The 18,235-nt window shown below is 44.9% G+C and carries 19 protein-coding genes and 1 other annotated feature; of the genes, 9 read left to right on the top strand and 10 right to left on the bottom strand.

Features of this window, described 5'->3' with window-relative positions; genetic code table 11:
- Positions 1-20 precede the first annotated feature (20 nt).
- The 3 genes from C161_RS22020 to C161_RS22010 form a co-directional block, all read right to left on the bottom strand.
- The gene (locus C161_RS22020) at positions 21-1,259 is read right to left on the bottom strand and encodes an aspartate aminotransferase family protein (RefSeq protein WP_036672786.1); all 1,239 of its coding nucleotides are present in this window, start codon (positions 1,257-1,259) and stop codon (positions 21-23) included.
- Between the two features lie 89 nt (positions 1,260-1,348).
- Entirely contained in the window at positions 1,349-2,557 is a 1,209-nt protein-coding gene (locus tag C161_RS22015; protein ID WP_036672784.1) for an MFS transporter, read from the bottom strand.
- Between the two features lie 343 nt (positions 2,558-2,900).
- Positions 2,901-3,533, bottom strand: coding sequence for a DUF1963 domain-containing protein (locus C161_RS22010; protein ID WP_036672782.1), 633 nt, complete (start codon positions 3,531-3,533; stop codon positions 2,901-2,903).
- Positions 3,534-3,737: 204 nt separating this feature from the next.
- Here C161_RS22010 and C161_RS22005 point away from each other — a divergent pair, with 204 nt between their 5' ends.
- Positions 3,738-4,439, top strand: a complete 702-nt coding sequence (locus C161_RS22005) for a pseudouridine synthase (RefSeq protein WP_036672780.1) — start codon at positions 3,738-3,740, stop codon at positions 4,437-4,439.
- A gap of 70 nt (positions 4,440-4,509) precedes the next feature.
- Here C161_RS22005 and C161_RS22000 read toward each other — a convergent pair whose 3' ends face one another.
- The 3 genes from C161_RS22000 to C161_RS21990 form a co-directional block, all read right to left on the bottom strand.
- Complete coding sequence (locus C161_RS22000; RefSeq protein WP_036672779.1) at positions 4,510-5,448, bottom strand: DMT family transporter; 939 nt, start codon at positions 5,446-5,448, stop codon at positions 4,510-4,512.
- Complete coding sequence (locus C161_RS21995) at positions 5,445-6,296, bottom strand: AraC family ligand binding domain-containing protein (RefSeq protein WP_036672777.1); 852 nt, start codon at positions 6,294-6,296, stop codon at positions 5,445-5,447. The genes C161_RS22000 and C161_RS21995 overlap by 4 nt, the downstream gene beginning before the upstream one ends.
- A gap of 225 nt (positions 6,297-6,521) precedes the next feature.
- Positions 6,522-7,637, bottom strand: coding sequence for an NADH:flavin oxidoreductase (locus C161_RS21990; RefSeq protein ID WP_036672776.1), 1,116 nt, complete (start codon positions 7,635-7,637; stop codon positions 6,522-6,524).
- Between the two features lie 223 nt (positions 7,638-7,860).
- On the opposite strand from C161_RS21990, the gene C161_RS21985 reads away from it, so the two are divergent.
- The 8 genes from C161_RS21985 (at position 7,861) to tyrS (ending at position 15,755) form a co-directional block, all read left to right on the top strand.
- Positions 7,861-8,442 carry a TetR/AcrR family transcriptional regulator gene (locus tag C161_RS21985; protein WP_036672775.1) on the top strand — a complete coding sequence of 194 codons (582 nt, stop codon included), beginning with the start codon at positions 7,861-7,863 and terminating at the stop codon, positions 8,440-8,442.
- 54 nt (positions 8,443-8,496) lie between these two features.
- Positions 8,497-8,796 carry a Dabb family protein gene (locus C161_RS21980; RefSeq protein WP_036672774.1) on the top strand — a complete coding sequence of 100 codons (300 nt, stop codon included), beginning with the start codon at positions 8,497-8,499 and terminating at the stop codon, positions 8,794-8,796.
- A gap of 46 nt (positions 8,797-8,842) precedes the next feature.
- Entirely contained in the window at positions 8,843-9,622 is a 780-nt protein-coding gene (locus C161_RS21975) for an NRDE family protein (RefSeq protein ID WP_036672773.1), read from the top strand.
- A 313-nt stretch (positions 9,623-9,935) separates the two neighbouring features.
- Positions 9,936-11,252, top strand: a complete 1,317-nt coding sequence (locus tag C161_RS21970) for a nucleobase:cation symporter-2 family protein (RefSeq protein ID WP_036613533.1) — start codon at positions 9,936-9,938, stop codon at positions 11,250-11,252.
- 315 nt (positions 11,253-11,567) lie between these two features.
- On the top strand, positions 11,568-13,037 hold the full coding sequence (locus tag C161_RS21965) for a protein adenylyltransferase SelO (protein WP_036672772.1): 1,470 nt from the start codon (positions 11,568-11,570) through the stop codon (positions 13,035-13,037).
- A 95-nt stretch (positions 13,038-13,132) separates the two neighbouring features.
- Complete coding sequence (locus C161_RS21960) at positions 13,133-13,576, top strand: Imm63 family immunity protein (protein WP_036672770.1); 444 nt, start codon at positions 13,133-13,135, stop codon at positions 13,574-13,576.
- Between the two features lie 20 nt (positions 13,577-13,596).
- Complete coding sequence (locus C161_RS21955; protein WP_036672769.1) at positions 13,597-14,046, top strand: DMP19 family protein; 450 nt, start codon at positions 13,597-13,599, stop codon at positions 14,044-14,046.
- A gap of 98 nt (positions 14,047-14,144) precedes the next feature.
- Positions 14,145-14,372, top strand: a binding site (T-box leader).
- A 120-nt stretch (positions 14,373-14,492) separates the two neighbouring features.
- The gene (gene tyrS / locus C161_RS21950; protein ID WP_036672932.1) at positions 14,493-15,755 is read left to right on the top strand and encodes a tyrosine--tRNA ligase; all 1,263 of its coding nucleotides are present in this window, start codon (positions 14,493-14,495) and stop codon (positions 15,753-15,755) included.
- Positions 15,756-15,909: 154 nt separating this feature from the next.
- On the opposite strand, the gene C161_RS21945 is transcribed toward tyrS, so the two are convergent.
- The 4 genes from C161_RS21945 to C161_RS21930 form a co-directional block, all read right to left on the bottom strand.
- Positions 15,910-16,188, bottom strand: coding sequence for a YxcD family protein (locus C161_RS21945; protein ID WP_017687903.1), 279 nt, complete (start codon positions 16,186-16,188; stop codon positions 15,910-15,912).
- Positions 16,189-16,193: 5 nt separating this feature from the next.
- Positions 16,194-16,691 carry a hypothetical protein gene (locus tag C161_RS21940; RefSeq protein WP_036613538.1) on the bottom strand — a complete coding sequence of 166 codons (498 nt, stop codon included), beginning with the start codon at positions 16,689-16,691 and terminating at the stop codon, positions 16,194-16,196.
- Between the two features lie 98 nt (positions 16,692-16,789).
- A complete protein-coding gene (locus C161_RS21935) occupies positions 16,790-17,356 on the bottom strand; it encodes a PadR family transcriptional regulator (RefSeq protein ID WP_036613540.1) in 567 nt (188 codons plus the stop codon).
- 173 nt (positions 17,357-17,529) lie between these two features.
- Positions 17,530-18,105, bottom strand: a complete 576-nt coding sequence (locus C161_RS21930; RefSeq protein ID WP_036672768.1) for a beta-class carbonic anhydrase — start codon at positions 18,103-18,105, stop codon at positions 17,530-17,532.
- Positions 18,106-18,235: the final 130 nt, after the last annotated feature.

Below are 18,235 nucleotides of genomic sequence, written 5' to 3'. Positions count from 1 at the left end.
AACAGTTGCATTGAAATGTTTTAATTAACGCTGGCAAGCACCGAATCCAGCCGCTCTACAATCTCAACCAGTTCGTCTTCGGTTGTGGTAAGGGAAGGCCGGACCTTAACAACGTTACCGAAGCCATATCTTGAACTTCTCAAGATCAGATGCTCATCTGTAAAAGCACGGTCAACAATGGCATTGGTTTTGAGCGTATCCGGTTCATTACCGTCACCTACAATCTCCAACCCCCACATTAACCCGACACCACGAGCTTCACCGATACTTGGGTATTTCATAGCCAATTCATGCAGCAACTCACCCAAAATTTCACCTTTGCGTTTCACCGCATCCAGAAACCCGGGTTCGGATACCACTTCCAAGGTGGATTTGGCAGCAGTTACGGAGATCAGATTACTTCCTGAGGTGAAGGAATGTTCGTGCTTTTCGAGCACATTCAACCGGGATTGCATTAATACCGCAGCAACAGGTACGCCGATCCCGCCAAGACCTTTTGCAAGGGTGATCATGTCAGGCTGGATATCAAACAGTTCGCTGGCAAACATGGTTCCGGTACGACCGATGCCTGTCTGCACTTCGTCGGCAATAAGAATAATATTGTACTCATCACACAGTTTACGCAGACGTTTGAAATATCCGGGAGGAGGAATGATATTGCCGCCATTTCCGAGAATGGGTTCGATAATCATGCAGGCGACTGAGCCGGAACTTGCATATTCTATCGCATCAGATATAGCTTCAACACATTGATAGCCACAGTCTCCATTTGAGGATTTGAATGGGCAGCGATAACAGTATGGGGCAGGTACATGCACCGCGTTAGCCACAGCCGAATTGGGGAACCGTTTCCGCCGGAAGGCATTTCCCGAAATCCCGGTGGCAAATTGGGTCTGCCCATGATGGGACAGATACAGGCTGATGATGTCTGTTGATTCGGTATACTTCTGTGCAATTTTGGTTGCACATTCGTTGGCAGTTGAACCAGTAATATCCCGCATCCATCCGGCATTAATGTCGTTTGGAGCATATTCGATTAAGTGATCAAGTACTTCATTTACGTACGGTTCGGTGAAGGAGGAAGACATATGCGTCAGATTGCCGACTTGTTCCTGAATTTTGCTGACAACATGTGGGTGATTATAGCCCAGTGACAGATTGAACGTGCCCGACACGCCATCCAGGTATTCAACACCTGAATCGTCAATCAACTTAATCCCTTTTCCGGCTATGAAGCGGTTGTTGGTTAAAGTTTGCATACGATTTCCTCCAATATAATGGTGTACTAGCTCGAACGAAGCTCAACAATCCGGATGATGCGGGCATCACCTCCCTTAAGAAACGATGTTTACATTTCCTTGCTATGTTGTGCGAGAGCAGTACGTACTGCATTATTTTTTACAGTCCATAGATGAGAGACCATCAATGTGAGCAGCAAGATCAGACAGAATCCGGCCAAAATCCAGATTGTATTCACGACAGGCCCTGTACTCATACTCCATCCAGTCACATACTGCAAGATGGCACCTCCAATACCACCCGATGCGATCAGGATACTGGTTGTCCGCTCGGTCATACCGGGAATCAGAACATTTGCGTAGACTAGTGCGATACAGAACAGCCCTGACATGAACAGACCGGTTCCGAAGATCAGCACATACGTTGCCCACTGTCCAGTTACAAATACCATAGCGACAGTAAACAAAAGCGTGCCAACCGTGCTCCAGATCAGGAATGGCATATAGTTGACGGCTTCCGCTATTTTCCCGGAGAAAAGACGACCGATGATCATCGCAATCCACAGGATGGAGACACTCAGCGATGCGACAGATTCCTGAAGGTGCAATCGTTCTACGAGAATGGAGGGCAGGAAGTTCATCAATCCCAGTTCCAATCCCATGTAGATAAAAAAGAAGATGACGAAGATTGTCAGCAGACCCAGATGTTTTCTCGAATATCGGGCTTTACCTGCTGCATGTGCCACTGTATTCTCACCAGCCTGTTCCAGATACAGTGCGGCTGGCTGGGGCATAGTAATCCACAGCAGCATGAGAACTAGTGACAACACGGCCACCGTATAAAAAGTAAGATGCCACAGATCTATCCAGATGAATAAAGCAGCGACAGCCGGGATGAGAAGTGCTCCAAGAGCAAAGAAGACATCCAGCTTGGACATGGCGACCGCCTTTTGATTCTCAGTGAATTCGATCGTGAATGCACCTACAGAGGGTTCGATGATACCTGAACCGAAACCTACGATAATTGTGAGAAGAAGAACTACAGACCAGGATGGCAGAAAACCGAGTACTATATAGGCGGCTACAATACAGATCAGAGCTAGGGTCAGCATCGCTTTTCTTCCGATACGGGCTGTCAGGGCAGGAGCTGCGATGACACCGACAAGAAATCCAAGAAACTGCAGAAATAACAAAAATCCGCCATCACTGTAACCGCGCTCATAATGTGACAATAAAACAGGAAGAAGTGCACCGAGCACAACGCTGGTTATGCCGATTAACAGATAAAAACCGCAGCTTAGAGCGAATATTCTTTTCAAAAGCCCGCCTCCTAGATGGATATAAATTTTATATTATGTAATTAATGTTTATTTAATATATAACTTATACCATAATTGTCCAAATGTACATGCTTATTGTTGTAAAATAATGTTAAATTTTGATGAAAAGAAATATTTCTCGTACTAAATTTTTTCTAAAACGATTTCGTGTCGAAAGGGTAGATATGATTCAATCCATATGACCTTTTAACAGGGTTTGGCATCTGTATTGATCGAGAATAGTTAAACGTGCATATATAAAAAAACGTTCCCTGTCTAGGTAGACGGGAAACGTTCTGATTAACCGTTTTATATGGTGATACCTGACTTCCACGTATCGCTCTTAAGCAGTCTGTACAAAGAAAATTCCATCGAATGGTGCGTGAGCAGACGCGGGCCCCTTTCGCAAAAATAAATAACCATTTGCATCGGGAAGACCCAATATATCCCGATAAGGCTCAGGAAAATCTCCGGAATATATTTGACACACCAGTTGATGTTCTTCTAGCAAATGGCCAATTCCTTTCACACCGTTTGGTAAAGTGGGAGAGAAAAATGAAAATGCAGGGAACTCCTGATCGTCTAACTCCATCTCAATTAAACGTACGCCGCTTAACGGAATGGGTGGAACGGGACATACGGAAGTGAGTGGACGCGAAGATACCGAGACATAAGTGCATCCGGCAACAATATTCTCGTTCCATTCCAGTTCATCTCCCGTATAGGTTACCTGATCCAGAAAATATTCGGAGGCGGAGTAGGTCGAGAAGACCGAGATATAATTATCTTGTGGTAAAGAAGGGATATGGACCTGCTGAGAAAGTGTATTGCAATTGATGGAGAACAGATGTAATAAAGGTTGCCCCTCAGGGTTGAGAGGCCAGTCGGAAATGTATGCAGTTTCTCCACCAATCCACATGCCAGAGTCTTGGTTTGGATCATCGGGGTCAACTGTAAATCGAGTAACTTTGTACATGAGAAACTCCTTCCAGAGTGTATTTTGGCATTCCTATGTAACGTTGTATGTGTTTTTATATAACAATTCATTGCTTCGTTTCAGTATAAATGAGATGATGTGGAATGAAAATCAGTACAAGGTACTAACTCATTGCATGAAGCGAATGAACATACCAGCATTCAAGGAACCAGTGGCAATACTATAGATGAGAAGTGGTGACACATGTTAATTAACAAATACATAAGTGAAACGGGATTCTGCTCCCGCAGGGAAACGAACCGTTTAATTGCGGCCGGACGCATAACGATCAATGGCAGGGTATGTGAAAAAGGGGCGGAAGTTGAACCTCACGATGTGGTACTCATTGATGGCAAGCAGATTCCTCGTAATGACAGCGAACCTGTCTACATTGCTTTGAACAAACCCATCGGTATTGTCTGCACAGCAGCAGAACATGTGGAGGGGAACATCATTCAATATATGAATTATCCTTCTCGCATATTTGCGATAGGCAGGCTGGATAAGGCATCTGAGGGGTTGATTTTGCTCACGAATGACGGAGGCATTGTGAACAAGATGATGCGTTCGGAGCATAATCATGATAAAGAATATGTAGTGACTGTAGACAAACCCATAACTGACGAATTCGTAAAGTCCATGTCTGATGGCGTTGAAATTCTGGACGTGGTGACCAAGCCCTGCGAAGTGTATAGGCAAAGTGACAATGTATTTCGTATTATTCTGACACAGGGTCTCAACCTGCAGATCCGCAGAATGTGCAAAGCCTTGGGGTATCGGGTCCTCAAGCTGGAGCGCGTGCGAATTATGAATATTACGCTGGATCAACTGGAGCGGGGACAATGGCGTCATCTGGAGCAAGAGGAACTGGAGATTCTGCTGTCTCAATTAAATGAGATAAAATGAATGACTTCTGCTCATGTCAACGGTGGTCACACACGATGTCCAGTTATATCAGTGAAAAATGAAGCAAACACTAACCCCTATGCGGATTAGTGTTTTTGTTGTTAAGCTTGTGTCCTGTTCGTTCTGAAATGTAAGAGCCAAATAGGGTTAAGAACGCACCGAGTACAATCACCCAGGTTATCTGTTCCCGAAGAATCAATGCAGATGACACAACAGTAATGACAGGCACCAGATAGATATATACACTCGTTTTGATAGCTCCGAGAAGATTTACGGCCCGGTTCCAGGTCACGAAACACAACGCGGAGGCACCCAGACCGAGGTAGAGAATATTGGAGAGATTGGTCATGTTCGTGAAGCGTCCGAGTTCCCAATGGAATTCGAACAGGAATAGAGCTGGTAGCATGAAGATCAGGCCATAGAAGAATACCTTGCGGGTCGCGCCAATGGTGTGATAACGAAGCTGGCCAATTTTCCGCATTAACACAGAGTAGATCGCCCATACCGCAGGTGCTATGAAAGCAAGCAGATCACCAATCGGATTCAGTTGCAGAATGAAGCTGCCGTTCAGTGCGATGAGTGTTATGCCGCTCAAGGCAATCCCGAATCCGATAATGAAGCGGCGAGTTAACTTCTCGCCATCTAAGAAGAAGTGTGCGAGCACGGCAGTGAAGAACGGGGCAATGGAGACAATAACACCCACGTTGGAAGCTGTTGTGTACACCAGAGCAATATTTTCAATAAGAAAATATAACGTCACCCCACATAGTCCTGCTCCAATAAATAACCATTCTTCTCTGAATGAGGCGATCCGCAGTGAACGTGGATAAATCAATAATAGTACCAAATATCCGATCAGGAAACGGAAAAATAGAATCTCCACTGGAGTAAAGTCAATCAGCAGAACTTTGGTCGAGACAAATGTAGTTCCCCAGATCAGTATAGTAAACAAAGCGAGTAGATGTCCGGTAGAGGCTTTAGTGTTTTGATGACCAAGATGACTTGTCATATGATGTTAGTGGTGGTTCGTTTCAACTCGGAATCATGATTGAAGATACGTCTATATTGCTTGGGTGTCAGGCCAATCAGTTTTTTGAAAAAATTCGTGAAATGGCTCTGGTCACTGAATCCTGTCTGTGCAGCTACTTCAATCGGCAGCAGACCTTGTTCCAGCAGACGTTTGGCTTGATTAATGCGAATCGTCTCCAGATAACGGTAAGGTGATATCCCTTTCTGGCGCGTGAATAAACGCAGCAGGTGGTATTTACTCATCTCCGTCAAATCGGCTAACTCGTTCAGTGAGATGCTCTCCATGTAATGAGCTTCTATGTAATCACATATGCGTCTGATCTCTGTGGTCACATCCTGTGTGGAAACAGGTGGTTCAGCATCCGAATAATCTCGCAGCAATTGATCCAGTAGTAAGAGTAACAATTCTTCTTTGCAGAAATCCGATTGCTCTTCCAGAATCATCTGATGCAGCTCGTGCAGGGAACCCACAAGTTCACTTTGACAGAGAACGGGGGATGTGAACCGTGGCAAGTAAGCTTGTCCAGTAATCTCTCTCACATACTCTCGCATAACCTCAGGCTGGACGTTGATACAGCGATAATCGAGGGTTCTGCCATCGACCTGTTCGCAGGCGTGCGGATCATGTGGATTAAAAACAATCATGTCACCACTATTCAGAATGTATTCTTCGTTGTTGCAGACGAGGTGTCGCTTGCCTTGCTCAATGAATCCTATGACGTAATAGTCATGAAAATGATTGGGAAACTTCTGCATAATGCCTTCAAATTGATAAGCTTCTAGCTGCAGATCGGTATCAAATACGACAGTCCGGACTTCCCGAGTCATGATGCACCTTCTTTCTGGTATGTTAACGTCATTATAGGTTGCAAAGAAGGAATTTTCTTGAACGATATTGCTATTGCTCGAAGTGTTTGGTCGGACAAATATCTCTAAAAACAAAATACCCGCAATCCCGGAGGGAAAGCGAGCCCTTTGCTAAGTATAGTTGATTCATGAGTTCAAACCTATATATAGGGGAGAAAAAATCTCTGGAACAATAAGGTATTGTTCTTAGTGTAACGTAGCCAGTGCTTCAGGTGTAAAAGCCTGTATCTCGGATAGGCGTCCTTCGCGTACTTTGGCAGCCCATGCTGGATCACCAAGGAGTGCACGTCCCACAGCTACCAGATCAAATTCCTGTTGTTCATATCGCTTCATAAGCTCGCTCATACCTGGATGTGTTGCTTTATCTGCTCCTGCTTCAGGCTCATCTGGCATACCCACAGAACCGACGGTAATGGTGGTTTGACCACTTAGTTTTCGCACCCAGCCTGCAAATCCAAGCTCAGATCCTTCAAACTCGGGCTCCCAGAAGCGTCGTGTCGAGCAGTGGAAGATATCTACACCTGCGTCAACCAGCAAATGAAGGAATTGTTCCAGTTGTTCGGGGGTGTCGAACAGTCTGGCTTGATAATCATTCATCTTCCATTGGGAAATCCGCATCGCGATAGGGAAATCAGGACCTACCGCAGCACGAACTGCCATTACAACTTCAACCGCGAATTGAGTTCGTTTCTGTAGGTCACCGCCATAGCGGTCTGTTCTCCTATTCGTTGTTTTCCAGAAAAATTGATCGATCAGAAAACCGTGTGCACCGTGAAGCTCAATTCCGTCAAAACCAATTCTTTGTGCATTGGCTGCTGCATCTGCATAAGCTTGAATCACAGTTGCGATCTCTGCCTCCGTCATGGGCGCACCTACTTGAGTACCTTCCATATCAACTCCCGATGGACTAAGAGATTCAGCTTCTGGGTGAGGTTGAGATCCAGAAGGGCGGGTAATACCCAAGTGCAGAATTTGCGGGAAAATCTTGCCGCCAGCTTCATGGACTTGTTTGACTACTTCAGCCCAGCCGTGAAGAGCTGCTTCTCCATACATATGAGGGAGCCTAGGCTCACTTGATGCAGACGGATGCTCAATAGTTGCACCCTCTGTAATAATGAGTCCAACACCATGCTCGGCACGTCGGCGATAATATGCAGCTACATCGGGACCTGGCACACCATCCGGGGAGAAGGCACGAGCCATGGGGGACATGACGATGCGCGAGGATAGGGTTAACTTTTGAACAGTGTATGGTTGGAACAGAAGCTCCGTAGAAATAACGTTATGTTGTTGATTACTCAAACTAAGCACCTCCATTATTATGCACCTTCAAGCGGGTACAAGTGCAATCTTAACAAGGTGTATAGGCATGCTCAACCAACAATCGAAGCATTTTGTTGCTTAAGCGAAAGACACGGATTATTGTATGGTGTCTTTGCACTTACTTTCACTTGTTGAACAATTAACACTTATCTATAATGAAGGAGTCTAACCAAATATTTTGTGTACAAAGGAGGATTGGGACATGTCTGGTGTATTGTCTCCAAACTCGAATGATCCGCGTGTAATCCGCACGCGTCAATTAATTCTTGATGCGTTTTTAAACCAATTGAATATTAAAAATTTCAACAGCATTACGATTCAAAACATTACAGAACAAGCCACAATTAACAGGGCTACATTCTACGCCCATTTTCAGGATAAATATGCACTGCTTGAAGCCTTTTTAGCGGATGCTTTTATGGAATATGTGACGAAAAGAGTGGACCCGGATGCCCGGTTATCAGCCGAAACCATACAGCAACTTATATTTTCATTATGTGATTATCACGTCTCAAGTAATGGTTGCATCAAAAAATATGAGACAGTTGCACCAATTATTGAAGAGAACATCAAGACTCAACTGGAGCAATTCCTTCTTGAATTATTGAGCAAAGTAGCGGGTGAAGTAGATCCCAAAACGCTGAAAATTACGGCAACCACACTAAGTTGGTCGATCTATGGAATGACGTATCGATGGAATATTGAAGGCGGGCAGGAATCTCCGGCTGAATTAGCCAACAGAGTGGTCCCTTATATGATGGGTGGATTGGAATTGTTGAATTAACTTTATTTAACGAAATTGCATTAATATTCGGATGGATATGGGAGGAATAACAAGATGTTTGAACATTTGGTTGTTTTTAAATTTAACGATAAAACCACACTAGCTAAACAGCAGGAATGGGTGGATCAATTGCTCGCGTTACAGGAACAAATACCGGGGATTGTCGGGCTGACCGCAGGGATCAATGCAACGGAAGAAACGGATCGTATCCAAGGTTACACGATTGGATTGAGAGTGACGTTTGAAGATCAGGAGGCATTGCGCGCCTATGGTCCACATCCTGCTCATCAGGCATTTGTAGCTTCCCTCGATGGTTGGGTGGAAGATGTAATTGTAGTTGACTATGCTATTTAAAGGCGCGAAATCAGAGGTTTAACCAATATAGGAGTTGAAGATTCCCATGTGTTTAATTTTATTTGCTTACAACATGCATCCAAAGTATCCGCTTATATTGGGATCAAATAGGGATGAATTCTATCACAGACCTACGGCTCAAGCACACTATTGGGAAGATCATCCTCATATATTGGCTGGGCGGGATTTGTCGAAAATGGGAACCTGGATGGGCGTAACCACAGAGGGGCGTCTGGCTGCTATCACGAATTATCGGGATCCAAATGAAGAGGTACATGCCAAGGGCTCAAGAGGAGATCTGGTTGCTGATTTTTTAAAGGGGACGTCCACACCTGAGCAATATATGCAACATGCGGAGCAAAGTCAAAATGATTATCCTGGCTACAATTTGTTAGTGGGTGATCCTGACGACCTCTATTATTATTCTAATGTGGGTAATGTTGTGATGAAGTTGAAACCGGGAATATACGGGATTAGTAATCACTTGATTAATACAGATTGGCCCAAGGTGAAACGTGGGAAAGAAGGGCTGGAGAAAATCATCCAAGGGGAGGACGAAGCTACCCTGACAGAGCAAATATTAGGTTTGCTGCAAATGGCAGACCCTTCAGTGGATGAGCATCTACCTCATACAGGTGTTCCATTGGAGTGGGAACGTTTACTTTCTCCCATCTTTGTTAGAAGTGAGAAATTCGACTATGGGACCAGAGCTTCATCCGTTGTTCTGATGAACAGAGAAGAAGTGTTTTTTACGGAGAGGGTTCACCAGAACGGAGAGGTAATGGAGCAACGTTTTAACATCAAACCTCTTAACACGACAAGCTGAGAATATGAAAGAAATGATGTTCAAACATTATGCATTTACATGAATCACTGAAGTTAAATCCAAAGTTCATGTTTCATTGCTTCTGAGTGTAAAGAATTGTTTGAATTTTCCGCGTTAACTAATATAACGCGACATAAACCGTTTGAGAGTACCTTTTGTGTAACACGCCCAATTTTAGTTGGGTTCTTTATCTCTGATCACAATTCTATGTTATGAATCATGGAACTTCCCTGAATAGTTTATATAATGTGAATCAACATAACATGATTTTGCAGCGGTTCTGTTGATTCTAATTTCAGGGGGGCAACATGGGATGAAAGAAACCAAAAAGATGAGAGTTTTTTCACTGGGAATTCAGCACGTACTCGCGATGTATGCGGGAGCAATTCTGGTGCCTTTGCTTGTGGGCAGAGCACTAAATCTGACTGCAGAGCAGTTGGCGTATCTGGTATCCATTGACCTGTTAACGTGTGGGATTGCAACATGGCTTCAGGCTCGGAAAGGGAAGTACTTGGGTATTGGGTTGCCAGCGGTGCTCGGAAGTTCTTTTGTAGCGGTGACACCGATGATTGCAATTGGATCGCAGTACGGAATTCCCGCCATTTATGGGTCGATCATCGCAGCAGGGTTATTTATCGTCATCTTTGCCGTATTTTTTAGCAAAATTGTCAAATTGTTTCCACCAGTTGTGATCGGTACAGTGGTAACCATCATCGGTCTTGCGCTGATTCCAACGGGAATTAAAAACATGGCGGGTGGAGCAAACAGTGAGAATTTCGGAAGTTTGGACAATTTGGCGCTTTCATTTGGTGTATTACTGTTCATTCTAATCCTGAATCGATATGCTCGCGGGTTTGTTAAATCCCTGGCTGTTCTCCTTGGTATTATCGTGGGGACCCTCATCGCAGCCATTATGGGAAAAGTGAATTTTGCCTCTGTACAGGAAGCCTCCTGGTTCCATTTACCTCAACCCTTTTACTTTGGATGGCCTACCTTTGAAATCGGCCCCATTATTACAATGATTATTGTAGGTACGGTGGTTATCATCGAATCAACAGGTGTATTTATGGCTTTGAGCAAAATCTGTGATCAACCGATCAACGAAAAAGATCTGGCACGGGGATATCGCGCAGAAGGTCTCGCGTTTGTTCTGGGCGGCATCTTTAATGCTTTTCCATATAATACATTTGCTCAGAATGTCGGTTTGGTTCAGCTCTCCAAAGTGAAAACGACCAATGTTGTTGTTGCAGCCGGAGGTATTCTGGTCTTTCTGGGACTCATTCCGAAGGTAGCTGCTTTTGCAACCATTATTCCAAGTGCTGTCCTCGGAGGAGCGACTGTTGTCCTGTTTGGAATGGTTGTCTCATCCGGGATCAAAATGCTGCAAAACGTCGACTTTGGCAAACAATCCAATCTATTGATCGTGGCTTGCTCCGTTTCACTTGGGCTCGGTGTTACTGCTGTACCCGATCTGTTTGCCCAGCTTCCTCAAAGTGTTCGGATTATTGTTAGCGATGGTATTATCACAGGAAGCCTGTCAGCGATCCTGCTTAATGTCTTCTTTAACCTCGCTTTGAAAAAAGGGAGCTTGCCAGTACAGCCTGTACAGGCTCAGGAAGCACATACGTAATCCTTGTAATAACAGACGTGTCATCTAGGAGTAAGTAAGCGGAATGGATCCAAGATGGTTTTCTGGGAAGTGGAATGCAAGACAATGATTCCACTTGGCAAAGAAACCTCTTGGATTTTTTGGTGCTTACGATTCATGAGGAATGCAAAAGGCATGCAAATATGCTAAAGTTTCATCAAGAACATTTAATATGTTCGTTTAAGTCAACAACCTCTTGAATTGAATTTCCATGCGACTACATAAATGAGCATTGGTTCACAAGGCTACAATATAACCAAGGGATATCCCTGGTGCAGAAAAGGAGTTGTGATCACCATGCAACAAGAAACGTTGAACAAAGGGTGGAACTTGGAGAATAGTTATGCGCAGTTACCGCAACCCTTTTTTACAAGTCAGGGCGCAGTGCCTGTTGAATCACCAAAGCTAATCATTTTCAATAGATTGCTTGCATCCAGCCTGGGACTGGATGTGGAGTCTCTTGACAGTGATGAAGGAGCGCAAATTTTTGCAGGTAATTCGATCCCGGAAGGAGCCGAGCCTTTGGCTCAGGCCTATGCAGGACATCAATTTGGCAATTTTAACATGCTTGGAGATGGGCGTGCTTTGCTGCTAGGTGAACAGATTACGCCACAGGGCGAGCGAGTGGATATCCAGCTGAAAGGTTCAGGGAGAACACCGTACTCTCGTGGAGGAGATGGACGTGCTGCTGTAGGGCCCATGTTGCGAGAGTATATTATTAGTGAAGCGATGTATGCACTGGGTATCCCAACGACACGCAGTCTGGCTGTGGTATCAACAGGAGAAAACATTATCCGCGAAACAGAGCGGCCAGGTGCCGTATTGACCCGGGTGGCTTCCAGTCATATCCGAGTAGCAACCTTTCAGTACGCAGCAAGATGGGGGTCTATTGAAGATCTTCGGGCGTTGGCTGATTACACGTTGAATCGACATTTCCCTGAGGTTGCCCAAGCCGAAAATCGCTATCTTTTGTTCCTTCAGGAAGGGATTAAACGGCAGGCGGCTCTCATAGCCCAATGGCAGCGTGTTGGTTTCATTCATGGCGTGATGAACACGGATAACATGGCGATCAGTGGTGAGACCATCGATTATGGTCCATGCGCCTTTATGGATGCTTACAATCCGTCGACCGTATTTAGCTCCATTGACAGACAAGGTCGCTATGCTTATGGTAATCAACCGTATATTGCCGGGTGGAATTTGGCTCGTTTTGCCGAGACGCTTCTGCCGTTGTTGCATGAAGATGAAGAACAGGCCGTGCAACTCGCTCAGGATGCTATCGCACAATTTTCTGAATTGTACCATCATCATTGGCTCAAGGGAATGCGTGCCAAACTGGGCTTGTTGGATGAAGAGGCCGAAGATGAAGCGTTGATCAAGGAGCTTCTTGAACTTATGGAGAAGCATAGTGCAGATTACACCAATACGTTCCTGGCATTGACCTTTGATACATTGGAAGGGACAGCTTTGTTTGGCACGCCAGAATTTGCTGAATGGCATGAGCGGTGGCAAGCAAGATTGGACAGACAGCAAGGGGAGAAGGAAGTCTCTGGGCAGTTGATGCGAACAAACAATCCAGCTGTCATTCCTCGCAATCATCGGGTTGAAGAAGCGCTTGAGCGAGCAGAGAATCATGGAGATCTTAGCGTGATGGAGAAGCTTTTGGCAGTTCTTTCAGATCCGTTTGCACACTCACCTGAACAGGCTGAATATGCCGAACTACCTGCACAATGTAATACTTCGTATCAGACTTTTTGTGGGACCTGATTGAACAGTAGGAATAAATATAAAGAGGCTGCCTTGGGCAGCTTTTTCATTTTTCATTCTGTCATCGACGTTACTTTATAGAGGCAGGTGCATTCATGTCCAACATGTTAAGCAAACAACAATTGGCAGACTTCCTTTTACAGCTTTTAGAGCGTACATCTTTCCCTAGGGAACAGATGCAGAACTATGTTAACCGCTTGTTTGAGAGCTTTAAATGGGATGGGGTGCCCTATGTAGAGAGTGGAGAAGATGCGTATATCGTTCGAATATACGAACGTGGTCTCGTCTCATTAGAAAAACGGGTGAAACAGCCGGATGAAGTCATCTATTGGTTGCTGGAAGATATTATTTTCACCGCGACGCATGTAGGGTTGTTGGAAAGACATGGCGTGGATAATAAAGAGACGCATTTGAACTATACAAATGAAGTGATGAAGGACCTGAACAGGGGTGTCCTGGAAGCCTTCCAGCAGATCGGTAATCCTTATTTACATTGGCATCAGACGGGTAAACGTCAGGAGTTAGAGGGCATGGCATAAAGAAAAGTGAGGTGTGTTACATGAGCGATCAAGATATTAATGATGTATGGTATGACTATGCTGTGTTATTTGTCGAAAAAAAGAATGAATCTGAACAGGGCTGGGCATCGCTGACTTCGAACGAGCAGGACATTGCTGCTTTATGGCTGTTAGAGGCGGATGTCTTTAATGGCGGTTTTATACAGTTTTTCTGCAATTGGGGGGAAGAGGTATACCGTTACGCGTTGCGGGCATTACATATCATTGATGCGACTCAAGTCGTGGAGATTATAACGTCAGCATACGGCTGCATTGAGCACTTGAAAGAGGATGAAAGGCTTACCGAACTGTGGGATATTCCTAAATTCCTGACAAAGGAACAAGAGCAGCAGTTAGATGCGCTGGATCAGCAGTTTTGGAACAATGAGGATCAGATCGCGGAGAAAGCTTATGGTTATTATCACGGAAAATTGAACATGATGATCATATAATCTGGTTTCAACTATGCATCCGTTGTTCTGTTCGAAGATTAATACTTGGTCTTGCAATGACTGAAACGTTCGGCTATACTTGCTATAAATTGAATACATGAATCACGTTGATAGAGCGCAGTAGCGGCTTTGTCCCTGTTACAGAAAGTCAGGGGTTGATGGAACCTGATACATACAAGGGCTGCGAATTACACTCTGGAGTACTTGGGTAATGCCAAGCGGATGGGCAAACGATATATTGCCAAAAGTGGTATGGATAACGTGTTGAGGTCACGTGTTGTCCATGCAATTTGGGTGGTACCACGGTTATAATAATCGTCCCTGTGTCTTAATGAAGACAAGGAGGCGATTTTTTTGTGTCCAAAAAAGCCGTTCCAGCGTGTAATTTCGTAATTTAACGTTGATCATGACTGAATCTTGAGGATAGAAAAGGGGTTATACACATGATGAATATTATTGATGAACTACAGTGGCGTGACGCCATTAACCAGCAGACAGATGCAGAGGGACTGCGTGAGTTGACTGAAACCAAATCAATCTCATTGTACTGCGGCGTTGACCCTACGGGGGACAGCATGCATATCGGACATCTCATTCCATTCATGATGCTGAAACGTTTTCAACTGGCAGGACACCGTCCGGTTATTTTGATAGGTGGAGCTACAGGAACGATTGGTGATCCAAGTGGTCGGCAGGCAGAGCGTTCTTTGCAAACGATGGAGCAAGTGCAGGAGAATGTGGATGCACTGACAGCGCAGATGAAGAAGTTGTTTGTAACAGACGGTGATAATCAGGTTCGCATGGTGAACAACTACGATTGGACACACAAAATCAATGTGATTGAATTCTTGCGTGACTACGGCAAAAACTTTAACCTTAACACAATGTTGGCTAAGGATGTGGTTGCGAGCAGACTGGAAGGCGGAATCTCGTTCACCGAGTTTTCCTACCAGATCCTTCAATCACTCGACTACCTGCACCTGTTCCAGAACGAAGATGTACAGCTTCAAATCGGTGGTTCGGATCAATGGGGTAACATCACAAGTGGTCTCGATCTGATTCGTAAAAAAGAAGGATCTGAAGCGAAGGCTTACGGTCTGACCATTCCACTCATGCTCAAATCAGACGGTACGAAATTCGGTAAAACAGCTGGCGGCGCAATCTGGCTTGACCCGAACAAAACAACACCATTTGAGTTCTACCAGTTCTGGGCGAATACAGATGACCGTGATGTCATTAAATACTTGAAATACTTTACTTTCCTCAGCAAAGAACAAATCGAAGCTTTGGCTGAAAAGGTAGAGACAGAACCGCACAGACGTGAAGCACAGAAAGCACTCGCGGAAGAAATGACAAAATTCGTTCACGGCGAAGAAATGCTCGAACAGGCTAAACGTATTACAGCGGCGCTGTTCAGTGGTGATATCCGTTCCCTGACAGCAGATGAAATCGAGCAGGGTTTCAAGGAAATGCCAACATTCGAAACGGACGGCGAAGCGAAAAATATCGTCGACTGGCTCGTAGATCTGGGGTTGGAGCCATCCAAACGCCAGGCGCGTGAGGATGTCACTAAAGGCGCGATCTCCATGAACGGTGAGAAAATCACAGAGCTTGAATTCACAGTGTCGGCAGAGCATGCCATTGGCGGTAAATTCATCATTATCCGTAAAGGTAAGAAGAACTACAGCCTGGTTAAACTTCAATCGTAGTTTCCAAGAATTAGAACGTAACACAGAGACGTATAGAGACTACAATAGACACACAAATAGAGCTACAAATACAGAAATAAAAAGACCGCCTTCCATCTCTGTCAGGACAGAGGGGAGGCGGTCTTTCGTATATCAGGCCAGTGAGTGACCTATCTTATTGATTAACGATCGCTGTGATTTCTTCATCCAGATCAAGTCGTACATTCTCACGGTACGCCCGGATGTTGTATTCACTGTGCAGGTAACGAAGAATCGCTTCAATCATATTGGACTCCACCAGATATTGACTACGGCCTTGAATCCAAACTTCAGCGGAATAACCTGTATCTTCTTCCCAACTCAGTTCTACATTCACATCGGTTGGACGTACACCCTTACGTTCTGCCATATGAATACAGATTGCATTCACAATTTCATCCATGCTCAGAACCATAGAGACTAGTACCGTCCGTTTCTGTTACGGTCATCATCACGATCATTGCGACGGTCATAACGACCATCCGCTGCAGGTTTGCGACGATTGGAGATGGCTCTGAAGAGTGCCATAGCCAGCATAACAATCAACATAATTGCTGCAACGTTCACGAGCAATCCAAGGATGTTACCCAGAGCGCCCATGCCACCGAACAATCCGCCAAACATCATACCAGCAAGACCACCAAGCATCATGCCTTTCATGAATCCGCCGCCACCGCCGAAGAATCCGCCACGGTTCGTTGTAGCTGCTCCATTGCTGGAGTTGTTATTCGTATTCGATTTGCTTACATTGCTGTCGGATTTCTTAGGTGTATTGCTATAACTTTTCGTACCGGATTTGAATCCGCCACCACGTCTTGCATCCGCAGAATCCGGATTCGTTACTCCCACTGTTGCGAACAATAATGTAAAGGCCATAAATACCATCATTAGATGTTTAACTCCGAATTTTTTCTTCATTGTAAAGATCGTAACCCCCCGATTAATTTGTTTGAATCGCCCAAAAATGGGCCTTACTCATGTAATACGGTCAACTTGCAGGAACGTTTCAAATTTTATTAAATTTCTGAAACGCTAGGACTTGGGTCTTGAATTGCAGCTTGGCCATCAAGCAATTGGGTAACCCAATGACACCATTCCAGGCCTGTTTGTGCGTGCATTAACCCTTTTTGTACCAGGATGTAGCTTCCAAAATCTCGGTTGCCTACACGAAGATTATCCTGAGGTATACGTGACTTCAGATCCTCGAAATAACGTATGCGTTCCATAAACCAGCTTTTACGCTCGTTAAGAATGCGTCTCATGCTTCCGTCTTCCGCTATGCCAACACACAAAATACGCAAATTAAATTCATCGCGTGTAACCGGTGCGGTAACAGGAGTAATCATCCATTCCAAGAGCTTTTCAATGCCTTTTTCCGTAACTGCGTACATTTTCTTGTCCGGTTTGTCAGACTGTTGTACCCAGCGGGAGGCCAATAACTCATCGTTTTCCATCTTGGACAGGAGTGGATAGATCTGGCTGTGTTTCGCCTGCCAATGAGGCTGGATTTTCAGCATCAGATCATAGCCCGATGACTCCTCGCGGGTAAGCAGCCCGAGTAATCCGTAGGAAAGTATGTTCATGCACATGTCTCCTTAATATTAGGGCTAGGTCAGAGAGAACAATCGTTTTTACTTTCTTTGACCGCTTTCATAAAAAGTGTACACTGAAACTGTATGGTTTGACAACCTGACAGAACAACTGCCTTAATTTAGACAAAAAAAGTGCGAACCATAAGGTCCGCACTCCAAACCATTTAGAGAGATGCCTGTTGTCCATACCCCTCAGCGACAAGATCAAGCTCACCTGTGGCAGAATCGATAACCATGCCGTGGACGGGTACATTGGGAGGAAGTAAAGGATGCTTCTTGATCACTTCCACAGTATGTTTTACCCCTTCTTCGACGCTGTCAAACCCGCGCAACCATTTTTGCAAACGGATGCCAGAGTTCTCCAGAGTAGTCATGACTTCTTCCGATACGCCACGCTCAACCATATGTCCAATCATGGTCTCAGCGTGAAGGGAAGCCATACCACATTCGGTATGCCCCACTACCAGGACTTCATCTGCACCCAGTTCATAGATGGCGACAAGTACACTACGCATTACGCTTCCGAAAGGCTGAGAGATAATTGCGCCTGCGTTTTTGATGATTTTCACATCACCGTTTTTCAGGTTCATGGCCTTGGGCAGCAATTCCACCAGACGTGTATCCATACAAGTGATGATAACCATCTTTCTGGTTGGAAACTTGCCAGCCGTATACTTTTCGTATTCTTTAGTCTCGACAAATGATTTGTTGTAAGTCAAAATCTCTTGAATGTTGTTCATGTCCATTGCCTCCTGTTATCCAATACGACGAGCACGGCCACTTGCATATGATGCAGCTTGTCCTACACGCCTTTGCTTTAATAGTATTTCACGGTCAGCAGATGGCATTACTCCAACCCTTTAGAGGTTG

The sequence above is a fragment of the Paenibacillus sp. FSL R5-192 genome (genome assembly GCF_000517845.1).
GTDB lineage: Bacteria > Bacillota > Bacilli > Paenibacillales > Paenibacillaceae > Paenibacillus > Paenibacillus amylolyticus.
The sequence above is the reverse complement of the archived record's forward strand: the minus strand, read 5'-3'. Positions and strand labels throughout refer to the sequence as shown.

What these genes read in the sequence shown, in the direction of transcription:
- C161_RS22020 (WP_036672786.1), bottom strand. Translation starts at nt 1,259, where the DNA reads ATGCAAACTTTAACCAACAACCGCTTCATAGCCGGAAAAGGGATTAAG.
- C161_RS22010 (WP_036672782.1), bottom strand. Translation starts at nt 3,533, where the DNA reads ATGTACAAAGTTACTCGATTTACAGTTGACCCCGATGATCCAAACCAA.
- C161_RS22005 (WP_036672780.1), top strand. Translation starts at nt 3,738, where the DNA reads ATGTTAATTAACAAATACATAAGTGAAACGGGATTCTGCTCCCGCAGG.
- C161_RS22000 (WP_036672779.1), bottom strand. Translation starts at nt 5,448, where the DNA reads ATGACAAGTCATCTTGGTCATCAAAACACTAAAGCCTCTACCGGACAT.
- C161_RS21995 (WP_036672777.1), bottom strand. Translation starts at nt 6,296, where the DNA reads ATGACTCGGGAAGTCCGGACTGTCGTATTTGATACCGATCTGCAGCTA.
- C161_RS21985 (WP_036672775.1), top strand. Translation starts at nt 7,861, where the DNA reads ATGTCTGGTGTATTGTCTCCAAACTCGAATGATCCGCGTGTAATCCGC.
- C161_RS21980 (WP_036672774.1), top strand. Translation starts at nt 8,497, where the DNA reads ATGTTTGAACATTTGGTTGTTTTTAAATTTAACGATAAAACCACACTA.
- C161_RS21975 (WP_036672773.1), top strand. Translation starts at nt 8,843, where the DNA reads ATGTGTTTAATTTTATTTGCTTACAACATGCATCCAAAGTATCCGCTT.
- C161_RS21970 (WP_036613533.1), top strand. Translation starts at nt 9,936, where the DNA reads ATGAAAGAAACCAAAAAGATGAGAGTTTTTTCACTGGGAATTCAGCAC.
- C161_RS21965 (WP_036672772.1), top strand. Translation starts at nt 11,568, where the DNA reads ATGCAACAAGAAACGTTGAACAAAGGGTGGAACTTGGAGAATAGTTAT.
- C161_RS21960 (WP_036672770.1), top strand. Translation starts at nt 13,133, where the DNA reads ATGTCCAACATGTTAAGCAAACAACAATTGGCAGACTTCCTTTTACAG.
- C161_RS21955 (WP_036672769.1), top strand. Translation starts at nt 13,597, where the DNA reads ATGAGCGATCAAGATATTAATGATGTATGGTATGACTATGCTGTGTTA.
- tyrS (WP_036672932.1), top strand. Translation starts at nt 14,493, where the DNA reads ATGAATATTATTGATGAACTACAGTGGCGTGACGCCATTAACCAGCAG.
- C161_RS21945 (WP_017687903.1), bottom strand. Translation starts at nt 16,188, where the DNA reads ATGGTTCTGAGCATGGATGAAATTGTGAATGCAATCTGTATTCATATG.
- C161_RS21940 (WP_036613538.1), bottom strand. Translation starts at nt 16,691, where the DNA reads ATGAAGAAAAAATTCGGAGTTAAACATCTAATGATGGTATTTATGGCC.
- C161_RS21935 (WP_036613540.1), bottom strand. Translation starts at nt 17,356, where the DNA reads ATGAACATACTTTCCTACGGATTACTCGGGCTGCTTACCCGCGAGGAG.
- C161_RS21930 (WP_036672768.1), bottom strand. Translation starts at nt 18,105, where the DNA reads ATGAACAACATTCAAGAGATTTTGACTTACAACAAATCATTTGTCGAG.